Below are 12,628 nucleotides of genomic sequence, written 5' to 3' on the forward strand. Positions count from 1 at the left end.
GCGACCGGAAGGATGATTGTGTGAGCGCCGAAACCGGCTAACGTGCGAAAAAGACAACGGGGATGGCGTGACGCAAGCCGAATTGTTCCGGGCCGATGGCCTGTCGAAATCCTATCCGGGCGTGCGCGCCAATGACGATGTGTCCTTCTCCGTCGCACCGGGGGAAATCCACGCGCTGCTGGGGGAAAACGGCGCGGGCAAGTCCACACTGGTCAAGATGATCTACGGGCTGGTGCGCCCCGATCAAGGGCGGATGGCCTTGGGCGGCCAGCCCCATGCGCCGGCGGACCCTCGGGCCGCGCGGGCGGCGGGCGTGGGCATGGTGTTCCAGCATTTCAGCCTGTTCGACGCGCTGACGGTGGCGGAAAACATTGCGCTGGGGATGGACGCGCCCCCGCCCCGCGCGGACCTGTCGCGCCGCATCACCGAGGTGAGCAGCGCCTATGGCCTGCCGCTGAACCCCGCCCGCCGTATTGCCTCCCTTTCAGCGGGCGAGCGCCAGCGGGTCGAGATCGTGCGCTGCCTTCTGGGCAATCCGCGCCTTCTCATCATGGACGAGCCCACCAGCGTCCTGACCCCGCAGGAGGCGGAAATCCTCTTCGCCACCCTGCGCCAGCTGGCCGCGCAGGGCACCGCGATCCTGTATATCAGCCACAAGCTGGACGAGATCCGCACCCATTGCGACCGCGCCACGATCCTGCGGCAAGGGCGGGTGGTGGGCACCGTGAACCCGCGCGACCATTCCGCCCGCGAACTCGCTGCGATGATGGTCGGGGCCGAGATGCGTCTCGTGGACCGTTCCGGCCGGCAGGCGGGCGAGGTCGTGCTGACGGTCGCCGGGCTGACCTCGGCTGCGGGGCTGGAGGGGACGGAACTGAAGGACGTGGGCTTCCAGGTCCGCGCGGGCGAGATCCTCGGGATCGGCGGCGTCGCCGGCAACGGGCAGGAGGAACTGATCGCCGCGTTGTCCGGCGAAACCACTGGCAAGCCCGGCACCGTGGTGATGGACGGCCGCGACCTTTCAGCGCAAGGCCCCGAGGCGCGCAGGCGGGCGGGCCTGCTCGCCGCGCCCGAGGACCGGCTGGGCCATGCCGCCGTCCCCGAGATGAGCCTGACCGAGAACGCCATCCTGACCGGCGCGACAAGGCAGAGGCTGGAGAAGAACGGCGTCATCGACCACCGCGCCGCCCGCAGCTTTGCCGAAAGGATCATCGCGGCCTTCGATGTCCGCACCCCCGGTCCGGGGACGGCGGCAGGGGCGCTGTCGGGCGGCAACCTGCAGAAATTCGTGATCGGCCGGGAAATCCTGCAGGAGCCCCGCGCGCTGGTCGTGAACCAGCCGACCTGGGGCGTCGATGCGGGCGCGGCCACGGCGATCCGGCAGGCGCTGCTGGACCTCGCCGGCCGGGGTGCTGCGGTCATCGTCATCAGCCAGGACCTCGACGAGCTGCTGGAACTCTCCGACCGCTTCGCCGCGCTGAACAACGGCGTGCTGTCGCCGCCGGTCCCGACCGAGGGGCTGACCCTGGAGCAGGTCGGCCTGATGCTGGGCGGCGCCCACGGGATGGAGGTCGCCCATGTTGCGGCTTGAGCCTCGTCCCAGCGCCCCCTGGTGGCTGGGCATCGCCTCGCCCGTCTTGGCGGTGGTCGCCACGATGATCGCGGGCGGCGCGCTGTTCGCACTGATGGGCTTCGATCCCGTGGCCGCGATCCGCACCATCTTCTGGGACCCGCTGTTCGGGCCGGCCTCGGGCTATTCGCGCCCGCAACTGCTGGTCAAGGCCGGGCCGCTGATCCTGATCGCCTCGGGTCTCGCCATCGGCTTCCGGGCGGGCATCTGGAACATCGGGGCCGAGGGGCAATACATCATCGGCGGCATCTGCGGCGCGGCCGTGGCGCTGGCCGCCTATCCCGCCGAGGGCTTCTGGATCTTCCCCGCAATGGTGCTGGCGGGCGCGGCCGGGGGCTGGGCCTGGGGGATGATCCCGGCCACCCTGCGGAACTGGACAGGCGCCTCGGAAATCCTTGTCTCGCTGATGCTGGTCTATGTGGCGCAGCGGGTCGCGGCGTGGATGGCCTTCGGCCCGATGCGGAACCCCGAGGGCTTCGGGATGCCCGGCTCGCGCAACCTGCAGCAATATCCCGCCGCCTCGAACCCGGAACTGATCGCGGGGACCGGCATCCACTGGGGGGTGTTCGCGGCGGTGGTGGCGGTCGTGGCGACGTGGTTCCTGATGAGCCGCCATATCCGCGGCTTCCGCATCCGCGTGGCGGGCCTTGCCCCCCGCGCCGCGCGCTTCGCGGGCGTCAGGCCCGAGGCATTGGTGGCCTTCTGCCTCGGCCTTTCCGGCGCGCTCGCGGGCATGGCCGGGCTGTTCGAGGCCGCGGGGCCGGGTGGGCAGATCACCGACAGCTTCGGCTCGGGCTACGGCTTCACGGCGATCATCGTGGCCTTTCTGGGCCGCCTGCATCCGCTGGGAATCCTGCTCGCGGGGCTGCTGCTGGCGCTGACCTATATCGGCGGGGAACTGGCGCAGCTTATGCTGTCCCTGCCCGTCGCGACGGTGCAGGTGTTCCAGGGGATGCTGCTGTTCTTCCTGTTGGCCTTCGACACGCTGACCCGATACCGCCTGCGCTGGGGGACCAAGCGATGATCGAATGGACGACCTTCCTGCTGCTTCTCTCCGCCGCGACCCCTATCCTCTTTGCGGCACTGGGAGAGGCCATTGCCGAAGGATCTGGCGTGCTGAACCTCGGCGTCGAGGGGATGATGATCACCGGCGCGCTGGCGGGCTTTGCCGCCGCCCATGCGACCGGCTCGCCCACCGTGGGCTTCGTCGCGGGCGCGCTGGCGGGGGCGGCGATCTCGCTGATCTTTGGGGCGCTGACGCAATACCTGCTGACCAATCAGGTCGCCACCGGCCTTGCCCTGACCATGTTCGGGCTGGGCCTGACGGCGATGTTCGGCAAGCCCTATGAAGGGGTCAAGGCCCCGTCCATGCCCGCAGGCCCCTTCGGCATCAACTGGGTGATCTGGTTCGGCCTGATCCTCGTCCCCGTCATCTGGCTGGTCCTGAACCGCACCCGCCCCGGCCTGATCCTGCGGGGTGTGGGGGAAAACCACGACGCCGCCCATGCGCTCGGCTACAAGGTGCGCGGTGTCCGCATGGCGGCCATCGCCATCGGCGGCGCCATGGCCGGAATCGGCGGGGCTTACATCTCGATCGCCACCGTTCTGCAATGGACCGAAGGCATGACCGCCGGCGCGGGCTGGATCGCGCTGGCCATCGTCGTCTTCGCGGGGTGGAGCCCCTGGGGCGTCTTGGCAGGTGCATGGCTGTTCGGCGGCGTGACCGTTCTGCAACTGCGCCTGCAGGCGGCGGGGGTGGCGGTGCCGGTGCAACTTCTCAGCATGGCCCCCTACCTTGCCACGATCATCGTTCTGGTGATCATATCGGCGCGCCACAAATACGCAGGCGGCGGCGGCACCGCGCCCGGTTCGCTGGGCCGGTCCTTCCACGCGCTGCGATAACAAGAACCCGACAGAGGAGAGACACATGAACCGCAGAACCCTTCTGGCCTCGGCCGCCGCACTGGCGCTGGTCGCCATGCTGCCCAGCTTTCCGGCGATGGCACAGACCCCGATCCCCGAAGGCGAAAAACTGAAGGTCGGCTTCATCTACGTCGGTCCGGTGGGCGACGGCGGCTGGACCTACCAGCACGACCTCGGGCGGCAGGCGATCGAGGCCGAATACGGCGACCGGATCGAGACAACCTTCATCGAAAGCGTCCCCGAGGGCGCCGACGCCGAACGCGCCCTGACCCAGCTTGCCCTGTCCGGCTGCAAGCTGATCTTCGCCACCAGCTTCGGCTTCATGGATGCGGTCATCAACGTGGCCGCCAAGTTCCCCGACATCAGGTTCGAGCACGCGACCGGCTACAAGCGCGCCGAGAACGTGGCGACCTATGATGCCCGCTTCTACGAAGGCCGCGCGGTCCTGGGCACCATCGCGGGCCGCATGACCAAGTCGAATAAGATCGGCTACATCGGCTCCTTCCCGATCCCCGAGGTGATCCAGGGGATGAACTCGACCTTCATCCACGCCCGCAAGGTCAACCCGGATGTCGAGCTGCGCGTCGTCTGGGCCTACACCTGGTTCGACCCCGCGAAAGAGGCCGACGCCGCATCCGCCCTGCTGGCCGAGGGCGTGGACGTGATCCTGCAGCATACCGACTCCACCGCGCCGCTGGCCAAGCTGCAGGAACGCGGCGGCATCGGCTTCGGGCAGGCGTCCGACATGGCGGCCTTCAAGCCCACGCCGCGCGTCAGTTCGATCATCGACAACTGGAACCCCTATTACATCCGCCGCGTGGGCGAGGTGCTGGACGGCACTTGGCAATCGCACGGCGTCTGGCTGGGGATCGGCGACGGCGAGGTCGAGATCGGCGAGATCACCGAGGCCGTCCCCGCCGAGGTCAAGGCCGAGGCCGAAGCCCTGCGCGACCAGATCGGCTCGGGTGCCCACCACCCCTTCACCGGCCCGCTGAACAAGCAGGACGGCTCGGCATGGCTGGCCGAAGGGCAGACGGCCACGGACGAGGAACTGGCGTCGATGGACTTCTTCGTGGAAGGAATCGCCGCGCAGATCCCGCGCTGAGCGGTTCCAGACACCACAAAGGGCGGGCCACAGGGTCCGCCCTTTCCTTTTGGCGCGCGCCCTGCACGCACCCTTTGCTTCTGCATCACCTGTGAATGATGCGTGCATCGGATGCACGCTGCGGACCGGCCGGACGCGGAAGCCCGGCGCTGGTCCCTGCGCCCGCGTCAGCCGCGATGCGCCTCGATGAACCACAGGTCCTTGTCGGCCTGCTTCGAGGCTTCGGTCAGGATGTCGGCGCTGTCGGCATCGCCCGCCTCGTCCACCGTGTCGATCCCCTTCCGCACCCGCTCGCCATAGGCACGCAGCCGGTCGGCGACCTCCCGCAGATGATCCTCGGTGGCGGTCAGGTCGGTAGGATAGGGCGGCAGCGCGGTCGCGCGGGCCACTTCCTCGACCGTGCCGACGGCCATGCCGTCGAGTTGCTGGATGCGCTCGGCCATGTCGTCGATGTTGGGGTCGAGCCGCGCCTTGATCCCGTCCAGCAATTCGTGGACGGCAATGAAGTTCGGTCCCTTGAGGTTCCAATGCGCCTGCTTCAGTGCCAGCGACAGCGACAGCCCGTCGCTCATGCAGGCTTGCAGTTCCGAGATCGCGGTCTTCCGGGCGTTATCCTCCAGCCCCTGCAGGTTCACAGGCATGGTGTTCTCCTGATGTTGTTGATTTGCAGATCAACGAACCGCCACGGGCCGGGGTTCCAGCCCGCGTCCTTCCGCCGCAGCCGCAAAAGGAAACGGCGCCCCGCAAGGGACGCCGTTTACAAAATGTCGAACCAGCCGAAGGTCAGGCGGCGGTGGCCTGGTCGATGAACTTGACCGCGTCGCCGAAGGTCTGGATCGTCTCGGCGGCGTCGTCGGGGATCTCGATGCCGAATTCTTCCTCGAAAGCCATGACCAGCTCGACGGTGTCCAGCGAATCCGCGCCCAGGTCGTCGATGAACGAGGCGGTCTCGGTGACCTTGTCCTCTTCGACGCCCAGATGCTCGACGACGATCTTCTTCACGCGATCAGCAGTGTCGCTCATGTCTCGTTCCTTAGTTACGGGCACTCCGCCCGGATGCAACCGGGGCGCACCCGGCAACAAGCCGCGGGCGGGTCCCTGCGGCCTTGATGCCGGGATATAGCAACGCCAACGTGATCCGCAACCGCTTTCGCCGCCTTCAAATCATGGCCATGCCGCCGTTGACATGCAGGGTCGCGCCGGTGACATAGCCTGCCTCGGGGCTGGCCAGATACAGGACCGCGGCCGCGATCTCGTCCGCCTTGCCCATGCGCCCGGCCGGGATCTGGGTGAGAATGCGCGTCTTCTGGTCCTCCGTCAGCTTGTCGGTCATCGCCGTCTCGATGAAGCCGGGCGCGACGCAGTTGACCGTGATCCCGCGCGAGGCGACCTCAGAGGCAAGGCTTTTCGACATCCCCACCAGCCCGGCCTTGGCGGCGGCATAGTTCCCCTGCCCCGGATTGCCCGTGGTTCCCACGACCGAGGTGATCGACACGATCCGCCCCCAGCGGGCCTTCATCATGCCGCGCAGCACCCCGCGGGCCAGCCGGAAGGACGAGGTCAGGTTCACGTCCAGCACCTGCGCCCATTCCTCGTCCGACATCCGCATGAACAGGTTGTCCCGCGTGATCCCCGCATTGTTGACGAGGATGTCCACGGACCCCATCGCCTCGACCGCCTGTTTCGGCAGCGCCTCGACCGCGGACGGATCCCCTAGGTTCGCCGTCACCACATGCGCCCGCTCGCCCAGGCTGGCGGCGAGTTCCTGCAAGGGCGCCTCGCGCGTCCCCGACAGGGTCACGGTTGCGCCCGCCGTGTGCAGCGCCGCCGCCACGGCTCCACCGATGCCGCCCGAAGCGCCGGTGATCAGAGCGTTCTTTCCGGTCAGGTCGAACATCGCTGTGTCTTTCTTCTTTGCAAGAATATCCTGGGCTTTTGAGCGCCCGGAAAACAGTCCGGTGAACTGTTTTCAGCGAAAAAGGCCGCAGCAGCGGCGAGCGGGGCAGCGCCCCGGTCCGGCCTCAGCCACGCAGCGCCGCAATATCCTCGGGCATCCCGACCGCACGGGTTTCCACCCCCGGCGCGATGCGCTTGATCATCCCCGACAGGGCCTTGCCCGCGCCGATCTCCCAGAACTCCGTCACGCCCTGTTCGGCCATGAACTGCACGGATTCACGCCAGCGAACCGGGCCTGTGACCTGCTCGACCAGGAACTGCCGGATCGCGCCGGGCATCGTCACCGGCTCGGCGCGGACATTGGCGATCAGCGGCACGACTGGCTCGTGGATGTCCACGCCCGCCACCGCGTCGGCCATCACGCTTGCCGCAGGCTGCATCAGCGCGCAATGGAACGGGGCCGAGACCGGCAGCATCAGCGCCCGCTTGGCGCCGTGTGCCTTCGCCAGTGCCGCCGCCCGCTCCACCGCCGGTTTGTGGCCCGAGATCACCACCTGCGCCGGGTCGTTGTCATTCGCCGCCTGGCAGACCTCATCCTCGGCGGCCTCACGCGCGATCTCGTCCACCGTCGCAAAGTCCAGCCCCAGGATCGCGGCCATGGCGCCGACGCCGAGCGGCACCGCCTCCTGCATGGCCGTGCCGCGGATGCACAAAAGCCGCGCCGTGTCCGACAGGCTGATCGCCCCCGCCGCGCAGAGCGCCGAATATTCCCCCAGCGAATGCCCCGCGACGAAAGCCGCGTCCGTCACGGCGAAGCCTTCCGCCTCAAGCGCCCGCATGGTCGCGACCGAGGTCGCCATCAGCGCGGGCTGGGCGTTGCGGGTCAGGGTCAGGGTCTCGATGTCGCCCTCCCAGATCAGCGCAGACAGGTTCTCGCCCAGCGCCTCGTCCACTTCCTGAAAGACCGCGCGCGCGGCGGGATAGGCATCCGCCAGCGCGCGGCCCATGCCGATGGTCTGGGCGCCCTGGCCGGGAAAGACGAATGCGCGCATCTTGAGCTTCCTCCATGCTTTGGGTTGGGATAGCCCGAGGACAGCGATCCCGCAACGGCAGGAGAGAGCCATGCCCGCAGCCAACACCACCCGCGCCTATGGCAGCGTCCACCGCTTCCTGCATTGGACCATCGCCGTCCTGATCCTGGCGGCCATCGGCCTCGGCCTTTATGCCGAAAGTTTCCGCGCAGGCGGCGCGGCAACACTAGCCCGGATGGTCGAGGTCTTCTCGATCCACAAGACCGTGGGCATCACAGTGCTGTTCCTCGCGCTGGCCCGCATCCTCTGGGTGCTGGTGCAAGGCCATCCGAGGCCCCTGCACCCGGAATGCAGGCTGGAAACCTTTGTCGCCTCGGCCGTCCACTGGGCGCTTTACGGCGGCATGGTGCTGATGCCGCTGGCGGGCTGGCTGCTGCATACGGCGGCACCCGGGGCAGGTTTTGCCGACATCCTCTGGCCATTCGGCCAGCGCCTGCCGGGCGTGCCGCAAGATACGGAATTGTCCGAACGCTTCACCGCCTTCCACGTCAACGGCTGGTGGCTTCTGGCGGTGCTGATCCTGCTGCATGTCGGCGGCGCGTTGAAGCACACGGTCATCGACCGCGACGCGACGCTGGCCCGCATGGCGGGGAACGCCGCAAAATTGCCCGAGCCGCCACGCGACCCGCGCCCGAACCGCTGGGCGCCGCCGCTGGTGGCGCTGGCGCTGTGGGGCGGGCTGGCCGTTTGGGCCGCCACGGCCGAGCGCCCGCAGGACGCGGCCCCGCAGGAAATTGCCGGCCAGTCTGCCGCGCCTGCTGCGACAGCGGCGCAGCCCGGTTCCACCTGGACGGTGCAATCCGGCACCCTCGGCCTGTCGGTCACGCAGGCAGGCGCCCCGGTCGAGGGCCAGTTCGGCACCTGGACCGCCGCCATCACCTATGACGAGGCCACCGGCACGGGCGAGGTCGTGGCCGAGGTCAACATCGCCTCGCTGACCCTGGGCGCGGTCAGCGGCATGGCGACCGGGCCGGACTTCCTGAACGCGAGCGCCTTCCCGACCGCCCGCTTCGAGGGCGCGATCATCCGCGCCCCCGAGGGCGGGACCGCGTATCAGGCCACCGGCACCCTGACGGTCGCGGGCCAGTCGCAGCCCGCCGCCCTGCCCTTTGACCTGACGATCGAAGGCGATCAGGCGACGGCGACGGGAACCCTGACGCTGGACCGCCGCGATTTCGGCGTGGGGGCGAACTATGCGGATGAAAGCATGGTCTCGTTCCCCGTGGCCGTGGCCGTCGATCTGACGGCCGCCCGCAGCTAGGCGCACGGACGAAAAAGGGCCGCCCCGAAAGGCGGCCCTTGTCATTCCTGCGGCGAATGGATCAGCCGACCAGTTCCAGCCCCGAGAAGAAGAAGGCGATCTCTTCCTTGGCCGTTTCCGGCGCGTCCGAGCCGTGGACCGAGTTCTCGCCCACCGACAGCGCGAATTCCTTGCGGATGGTGCCTTCGTCGGCATTGGCGGGGTTGGTCGCGCCCATCACCTCGCGGTTCTTGGCAATGGCGTTCTCGCCTTCCAGCACCTGCACGACAACGGGTTCCGAGGCCATGAACTCGACCAGCTCGCCATAGAAGGGACGGTCCTTGTGGACCTCGTAGAACTTGCCGGCCTGGGCGGGCGACAGGTGGATGCGCTTCTGCGCGACGATGCGCAGGCCCGCCTCCTCGAACTTGGCGTTGATCTTGCCGGTCAGGTTGCGGCGGGTGGCGTCGGGCTTGATGATGGAAAGCGTGCGTTCGGTGGCCATGATATCCTCGGACTCCGGGAGTTGTCTGATCGGCCGGGCGGCTAGCACGAGGCTTCCGCGAAGGAAACCCCGCCCCGACGACCACGCGCGAACGGAAAAGGGCGGACCCGCAGGTCCGCCCTTTCCGATTCACGTCGCTGGAATGCGATCAGGCGAAGCGGACGTTGATCGCCGATTCGCGGCCATCGCGGCCTTTTTCCAAGTCGTAGCTGACCTTCTGACCGTCGGCGGGGGCCTGCAGGCCGGCGCGTTCCAGCGCCGAGATGTGCAGGAACACGTCGCGGTTGCCGTCGTCCGGCTGGATGAAGCCGAAGCCTTTGGTCGAGTTGAACCATTTCACGGTGCCGTTGGCCATCGTGAGATCTCCTGTCATGTTGCCATCCGCGACATGCGATGGCCCGGCGCAGTCAGTCATAGCAGCATACTGAAGCCGGTAGACGGAGACAGAGAGCAGTAGAAAAACGTTGCCAAGCCCATATAGCCCGGATCGATCCTCCCGGCAAGGGCAATAGCCGCGTTGACGCCGCCGCGCCGCTGCTGCAATCCCGCGCCCATGCTGCGGATCGACGACATCTCTTATTCCATTGCGGGCAGGCCGCTGTTCCAGAACGCCTCGGCGGTGATCCCGACGGGGCACAAGGTCGGCCTTGTCGGCCCCAACGGGGCGGGCAAGACGACGCTGTTCCGGCTGATCCGGGGGGAACTGACGCTGGACGGCGGCGCGATCAGCCTGCCATCCCGCGCCCGCATCGGCGGCGTCGCGCAGGAATCGCCTGCAAGCGGCGTTTCGGTGCTGGACACCGTGCTTGCCGCAGACACCGAGCGTCACGCCCTGCTGGCCGAGGCGGACACCGCCGCCGACCCCCACCGCATCGCGGAAATCCAGACCCGGCTGGCCGACATCGACGCCTGGTCGGCGGAAGGCCGGGCAGCCTCGATCCTGCAGGGCCTTGGCTTTTCCACCGAGGACCAGTCGCGGCCCACGGCCGACTTCTCCGGAGGCTGGCGGATGCGGATGGCGCTGGCGGGGGTGCTGTTCGCGCAACCCGACCTTTTGCTGCTGGACGAGCCGACGAACTACCTCGACCTCGAAGGCGCGCTGTGGCTGGAGGGCTATCTCGCCCGCTATCCCCACACGGTCATCGTCATCAGCCACGACCGGGGGCTGCTGAACCGCGCCGTGGGCTCGATCCTGCATCTGGAAGACCGCAAGCTGAACCTCTACGCGGGCGGCTACGACAGCTTCGCCCGCATCCGGGCCGAGCGCCGGGCGCTGCAGGCCGCCGAGGCGAAGAAGCAGGAGGTCCGCCGCGCCCATTTGCAAAGCTTCGTGGACCGCTTTCGCGCCAAGGCCACCAAGGCCGCGCAGGCGCAGTCGCGCCTGAAGGCGCTGGCGAAGATGGAGCCGATCACCGCCCCCGAGGAAGCGAAGTTCCACCGCTTCACCTTCCCCCAGCCCGACCAGTTGTCGCCGCCGATCCTCGCGCTGGACGGCGTGTCGGTCGGCTATGGCGACCGCGCCGTGCTGAAACGGCTGAACCTGCGGATCGACCAGGACGACCGCATCGCCCTGCTGGGCCGCAACGGGCAGGGCAAATCCACCCTGTCCAAGCTGCTGGCCGACCGCCTGCCGGCGATGGATGGCCGGATCGCACGATCGTCCAAGCTGCGCGTCGGCTACTTCGCCCAGCATCAGGTGGACGAGCTGCATCTGGACGAGACCCCTCTGGACCACGTCCGCCGCCTGCGCCCGGACGAGGCCCCCGCCCGGCTGCGCGCGCGGCTGGCAGGCTTCGGGCTGATGGAGGCGCAGGCGGAAACCAAGGTCCGCGCCCTCTCGGGCGGGCAGAAGGCGCGGCTCTCGCTGCTGCTGGCGACCATCGATGCGCCGCACTTGCTGGTGCTGGACGAGCCCACGAACCACCTCGACATCGAATCGCGCGAGGCGCTGACCGAGGCGCTGAACGACTATACCGGCGCCGTGGTGCTGGTCAGCCACGACATGCACCTGCTGGAACTGGTGGCCGAGCGGCTGTGGCTGGTAGCTGGGGGCGCTGTCTCGCCCTATGCGGATGATCTTGAGACCTACCGCAAGTCGCTGCTGACGGCCGAGGAACCCGAGCGGCCCAAGGAAGCCCCCAAGCCCCCGAAAAAGGCCGGCCGCGACGAGATCCTCGACCTGCGGGCCGAGGTGCGGCGCGGGGAAGAACGGGTCGGGAAGCTGACCGACATGATGGCGAGGATCAGCGAGAGGATGGCCGACCCTGCGCTTTACGACGACCCCGCCGAGGCCGAGAAATGGGGCCGCAAGCACGCCGAGGCGGCCGAGGCCTTGCCCCGCGCCGAGGCCCTGTGGCTGGACGCGCTGGAACGGCTGGAAGCGGCCGAACGCAACTGATCGCCCTTGCGCCGAACCGCGCGCCGGCAAATGCTTGTTCTGAACACCGGAGACATCCCATGCGCGCCAGCCTGCCCCTGCTTCTCGCCGCCCTTGCCCTGCCACTGGCCGCTCATGCCCAGGACGGCTGGGGCCTTGCCGCCGACATCGGCCTTGGCGCCGAGGTCGAGCCGGACTGGCTCGGCTCGGACGATATGGAGACCTCGCCCTGGGTCATCTTCCGCAACCTCGACGTGATGGCGCCGGGACAGCCCGCGACGCGGGACGGATCGTCCGACGGGCTGCGGGTGGTGCCGACGATCAACTGGCGCAGCGGGCGGGACGCGGATGATTCGGACGCGCTGACCGGGCTTGACGACATCGACCGCACCATCGAGGCCGGTGTCCGCTTCCGCTATACCCAGGGGCCCGCCAGCGGCTACCTGGTGGTCCGCAAGGGCTTTGACGGGCATGAGGGGCTGGTGGGCGCGGTCGGCGCGAAATACCGCATCGCCCCGAATGACCGCCTGACCATCTGGCCGGGGATCGAGGGCAAGTTCGGCGACGACCGCTTCACCCGCACCTTCTTCGGCGTGACCGGGGACGAATCGCTGCGCAGCGGCTATGCGGCCTATCGCCCCGATGGCGGCTTCTATGCGGTCGGCGCCAGCATCGAGGCGCGCTACGCCCTTTCCCCCACTCTCGCCGTGGTGGGCGAGGCGGAATATTCGCGCCTGACGGGCGATGCCGCCGACGCCCCGTTCATCGAGGAAAAGGACCAGCCCGCCCTGCGGATCGGCCTCGTCAACCGCTTCAGCCTGCGCTTCTGATCCCTTCGGCCTTCCGTCCTGGGCACAAAGC

At 68.4% G+C, this 12,628-nt stretch carries 14 protein-coding genes; 7 read left to right on the forward strand and 7 right to left on the reverse strand.

What is annotated here, in order from left to right; all coding sequences use genetic code 11:
* Positions 1-67: 67 nt before the first annotated feature.
* From H5395_RS02235 to H5395_RS02250, 4 genes are read left to right on the forward strand one after another with little or no spacing between them, the layout of a single operon-like run.
* Positions 68-1,591, forward strand: coding sequence for an ABC transporter ATP-binding protein (locus H5395_RS02235; protein ID WP_234450789.1), 1,524 nt, complete (start codon positions 68-70; stop codon positions 1,589-1,591).
* Positions 1,578-2,654, forward strand: a complete 1,077-nt coding sequence (locus H5395_RS02240) for an ABC transporter permease (protein WP_182790912.1) — start codon at positions 1,578-1,580, stop codon at positions 2,652-2,654. The genes H5395_RS02235 and H5395_RS02240 overlap by 14 nt, the downstream gene beginning before the upstream one ends.
* Positions 2,651-3,532, forward strand: a complete 882-nt coding sequence (locus tag H5395_RS02245) for an ABC transporter permease (RefSeq protein WP_182790913.1) — start codon at positions 2,651-2,653, stop codon at positions 3,530-3,532. The genes H5395_RS02240 and H5395_RS02245 overlap by 4 nt, the downstream gene beginning before the upstream one ends.
* A 25-nt stretch (positions 3,533-3,557) precedes the next feature.
* A complete protein-coding gene (locus H5395_RS02250; protein ID WP_182790914.1) occupies positions 3,558-4,658 on the forward strand; it encodes a BMP family ABC transporter substrate-binding protein in 1,101 nt (366 codons plus the stop codon).
* Positions 4,659-4,825: 167 nt separating this feature from the next.
* Here the strand turns inward: H5395_RS02250 and dps are convergent, their stop codons facing one another.
* From dps to fabD, 4 genes are all read right to left on the reverse strand, one after another.
* Complete coding sequence (gene dps / locus H5395_RS02255; RefSeq protein ID WP_182790915.1) at positions 4,826-5,299, reverse strand: DNA starvation/stationary phase protection protein Dps; 474 nt, start codon at positions 5,297-5,299, stop codon at positions 4,826-4,828.
* 142 nt (positions 5,300-5,441) lie between these two features.
* Positions 5,442-5,681: an acyl carrier protein gene (locus H5395_RS02260; RefSeq protein ID WP_182790916.1), complete on the reverse strand. Its 240-nt coding sequence runs from the start codon at positions 5,679-5,681 to the stop codon at positions 5,442-5,444.
* Between the two features lie 136 nt (positions 5,682-5,817).
* Positions 5,818-6,555 (reverse strand): 3-oxoacyl-ACP reductase FabG, encoded by a 738-nt coding sequence (gene fabG / locus H5395_RS02265; protein WP_182790917.1) that lies wholly within the window; start codon positions 6,553-6,555, stop codon positions 5,818-5,820.
* A gap of 124 nt (positions 6,556-6,679) precedes the next feature.
* Complete coding sequence (gene fabD / locus H5395_RS02270; RefSeq protein WP_182790918.1) at positions 6,680-7,606, reverse strand: ACP S-malonyltransferase; 927 nt, start codon at positions 7,604-7,606, stop codon at positions 6,680-6,682.
* Positions 7,607-7,676: 70 nt separating this feature from the next.
* Between fabD and H5395_RS02275 the strand changes: the two genes are divergently transcribed.
* Positions 7,677-8,906: a cytochrome b/b6 domain-containing protein gene (locus tag H5395_RS02275; protein WP_182790919.1), complete on the forward strand. Its 1,230-nt coding sequence runs from the start codon at positions 7,677-7,679 to the stop codon at positions 8,904-8,906.
* Positions 8,907-8,967: 61 nt separating this feature from the next.
* Here H5395_RS02275 and ndk read toward each other — a convergent pair whose 3' ends face one another.
* The 3 genes from ndk to H5395_RS02290 form a co-directional block, all read right to left on the reverse strand.
* On the reverse strand, positions 8,968-9,390 hold the full coding sequence (gene ndk, locus H5395_RS02280; protein ID WP_182790920.1) for a nucleoside-diphosphate kinase: 423 nt from the start codon (positions 9,388-9,390) through the stop codon (positions 8,968-8,970).
* 148 nt (positions 9,391-9,538) lie between these two features.
* Positions 9,539-9,745, reverse strand: a complete 207-nt coding sequence (locus H5395_RS02285; RefSeq protein WP_182791100.1) for a cold-shock protein — start codon at positions 9,743-9,745, stop codon at positions 9,539-9,541.
* A 56-nt stretch (positions 9,746-9,801) separates the two neighbouring features.
* Positions 9,802-9,963 carry a hypothetical protein gene (locus H5395_RS02290; protein WP_182790921.1) on the reverse strand — a complete coding sequence of 54 codons (162 nt, stop codon included), beginning with the start codon at positions 9,961-9,963 and terminating at the stop codon, positions 9,802-9,804.
* Here H5395_RS02290 and H5395_RS02295 point away from each other — a divergent pair.
* Both H5395_RS02295 and H5395_RS02300 read left to right on the forward strand, forming a co-directional pair.
* Positions 9,944-11,788 carry an ABC-F family ATP-binding cassette domain-containing protein gene (locus tag H5395_RS02295; protein ID WP_182790922.1) on the forward strand — a complete coding sequence of 615 codons (1,845 nt, stop codon included), beginning with the start codon at positions 9,944-9,946 and terminating at the stop codon, positions 11,786-11,788. The genes H5395_RS02290 and H5395_RS02295 overlap by 20 nt on opposite strands.
* 59 nt (positions 11,789-11,847) lie before the next feature.
* Positions 11,848-12,597 carry a MipA/OmpV family protein gene (locus H5395_RS02300; protein ID WP_182790923.1) on the forward strand — a complete coding sequence of 250 codons (750 nt, stop codon included), beginning with the start codon at positions 11,848-11,850 and terminating at the stop codon, positions 12,595-12,597.
* Positions 12,598-12,628 lie beyond the last annotated feature (31 nt).

It is taken from the genome of Paracoccus sp. MC1854 (genome assembly GCF_014164635.1).
Lineage (GTDB): Bacteria > Pseudomonadota > Alphaproteobacteria > Rhodobacterales > Rhodobacteraceae > Paracoccus.

Coding starts and splice junctions, on each gene's coding strand:
- H5395_RS02240 (WP_182790912.1), top strand. CDS start 1,578: ATGTTGCGGCTTGAGCCTCGTCCCAGCGCCCCCTGGTGGCTGGGCATC.
- H5395_RS02245 (WP_182790913.1), top strand. CDS start 2,651: ATGATCGAATGGACGACCTTCCTGCTGCTTCTCTCCGCCGCGACCCCT.
- H5395_RS02250 (WP_182790914.1), top strand. CDS start 3,558: ATGAACCGCAGAACCCTTCTGGCCTCGGCCGCCGCACTGGCGCTGGTC.
- dps (WP_182790915.1), bottom strand. CDS start 5,299: ATGCCTGTGAACCTGCAGGGGCTGGAGGATAACGCCCGGAAGACCGCG.
- H5395_RS02260 (WP_182790916.1), bottom strand. CDS start 5,681: ATGAGCGACACTGCTGATCGCGTGAAGAAGATCGTCGTCGAGCATCTG.
- fabG (WP_182790917.1), bottom strand. CDS start 6,555: ATGTTCGACCTGACCGGAAAGAACGCTCTGATCACCGGCGCTTCGGGC.
- fabD (WP_182790918.1), bottom strand. CDS start 7,606: ATGCGCGCATTCGTCTTTCCCGGCCAGGGCGCCCAGACCATCGGCATG.
- H5395_RS02275 (WP_182790919.1), top strand. CDS start 7,677: ATGCCCGCAGCCAACACCACCCGCGCCTATGGCAGCGTCCACCGCTTC.
- ndk (WP_182790920.1), bottom strand. CDS start 9,390: ATGGCCACCGAACGCACGCTTTCCATCATCAAGCCCGACGCCACCCGC.
- H5395_RS02285 (WP_182791100.1), bottom strand. CDS start 9,745: ATGGCCAACGGCACCGTGAAATGGTTCAACTCGACCAAAGGCTTCGGC.
- H5395_RS02295 (WP_182790922.1), top strand. CDS start 9,944: ATGCTGCGGATCGACGACATCTCTTATTCCATTGCGGGCAGGCCGCTG.
- H5395_RS02290 (WP_182790921.1), bottom strand. CDS start 9,963: ATGTCGTCGATCCGCAGCATGGGCGCGGGATTGCAGCAGCGGCGCGGC.
- H5395_RS02300 (WP_182790923.1), top strand. CDS start 11,848: ATGCGCGCCAGCCTGCCCCTGCTTCTCGCCGCCCTTGCCCTGCCACTG.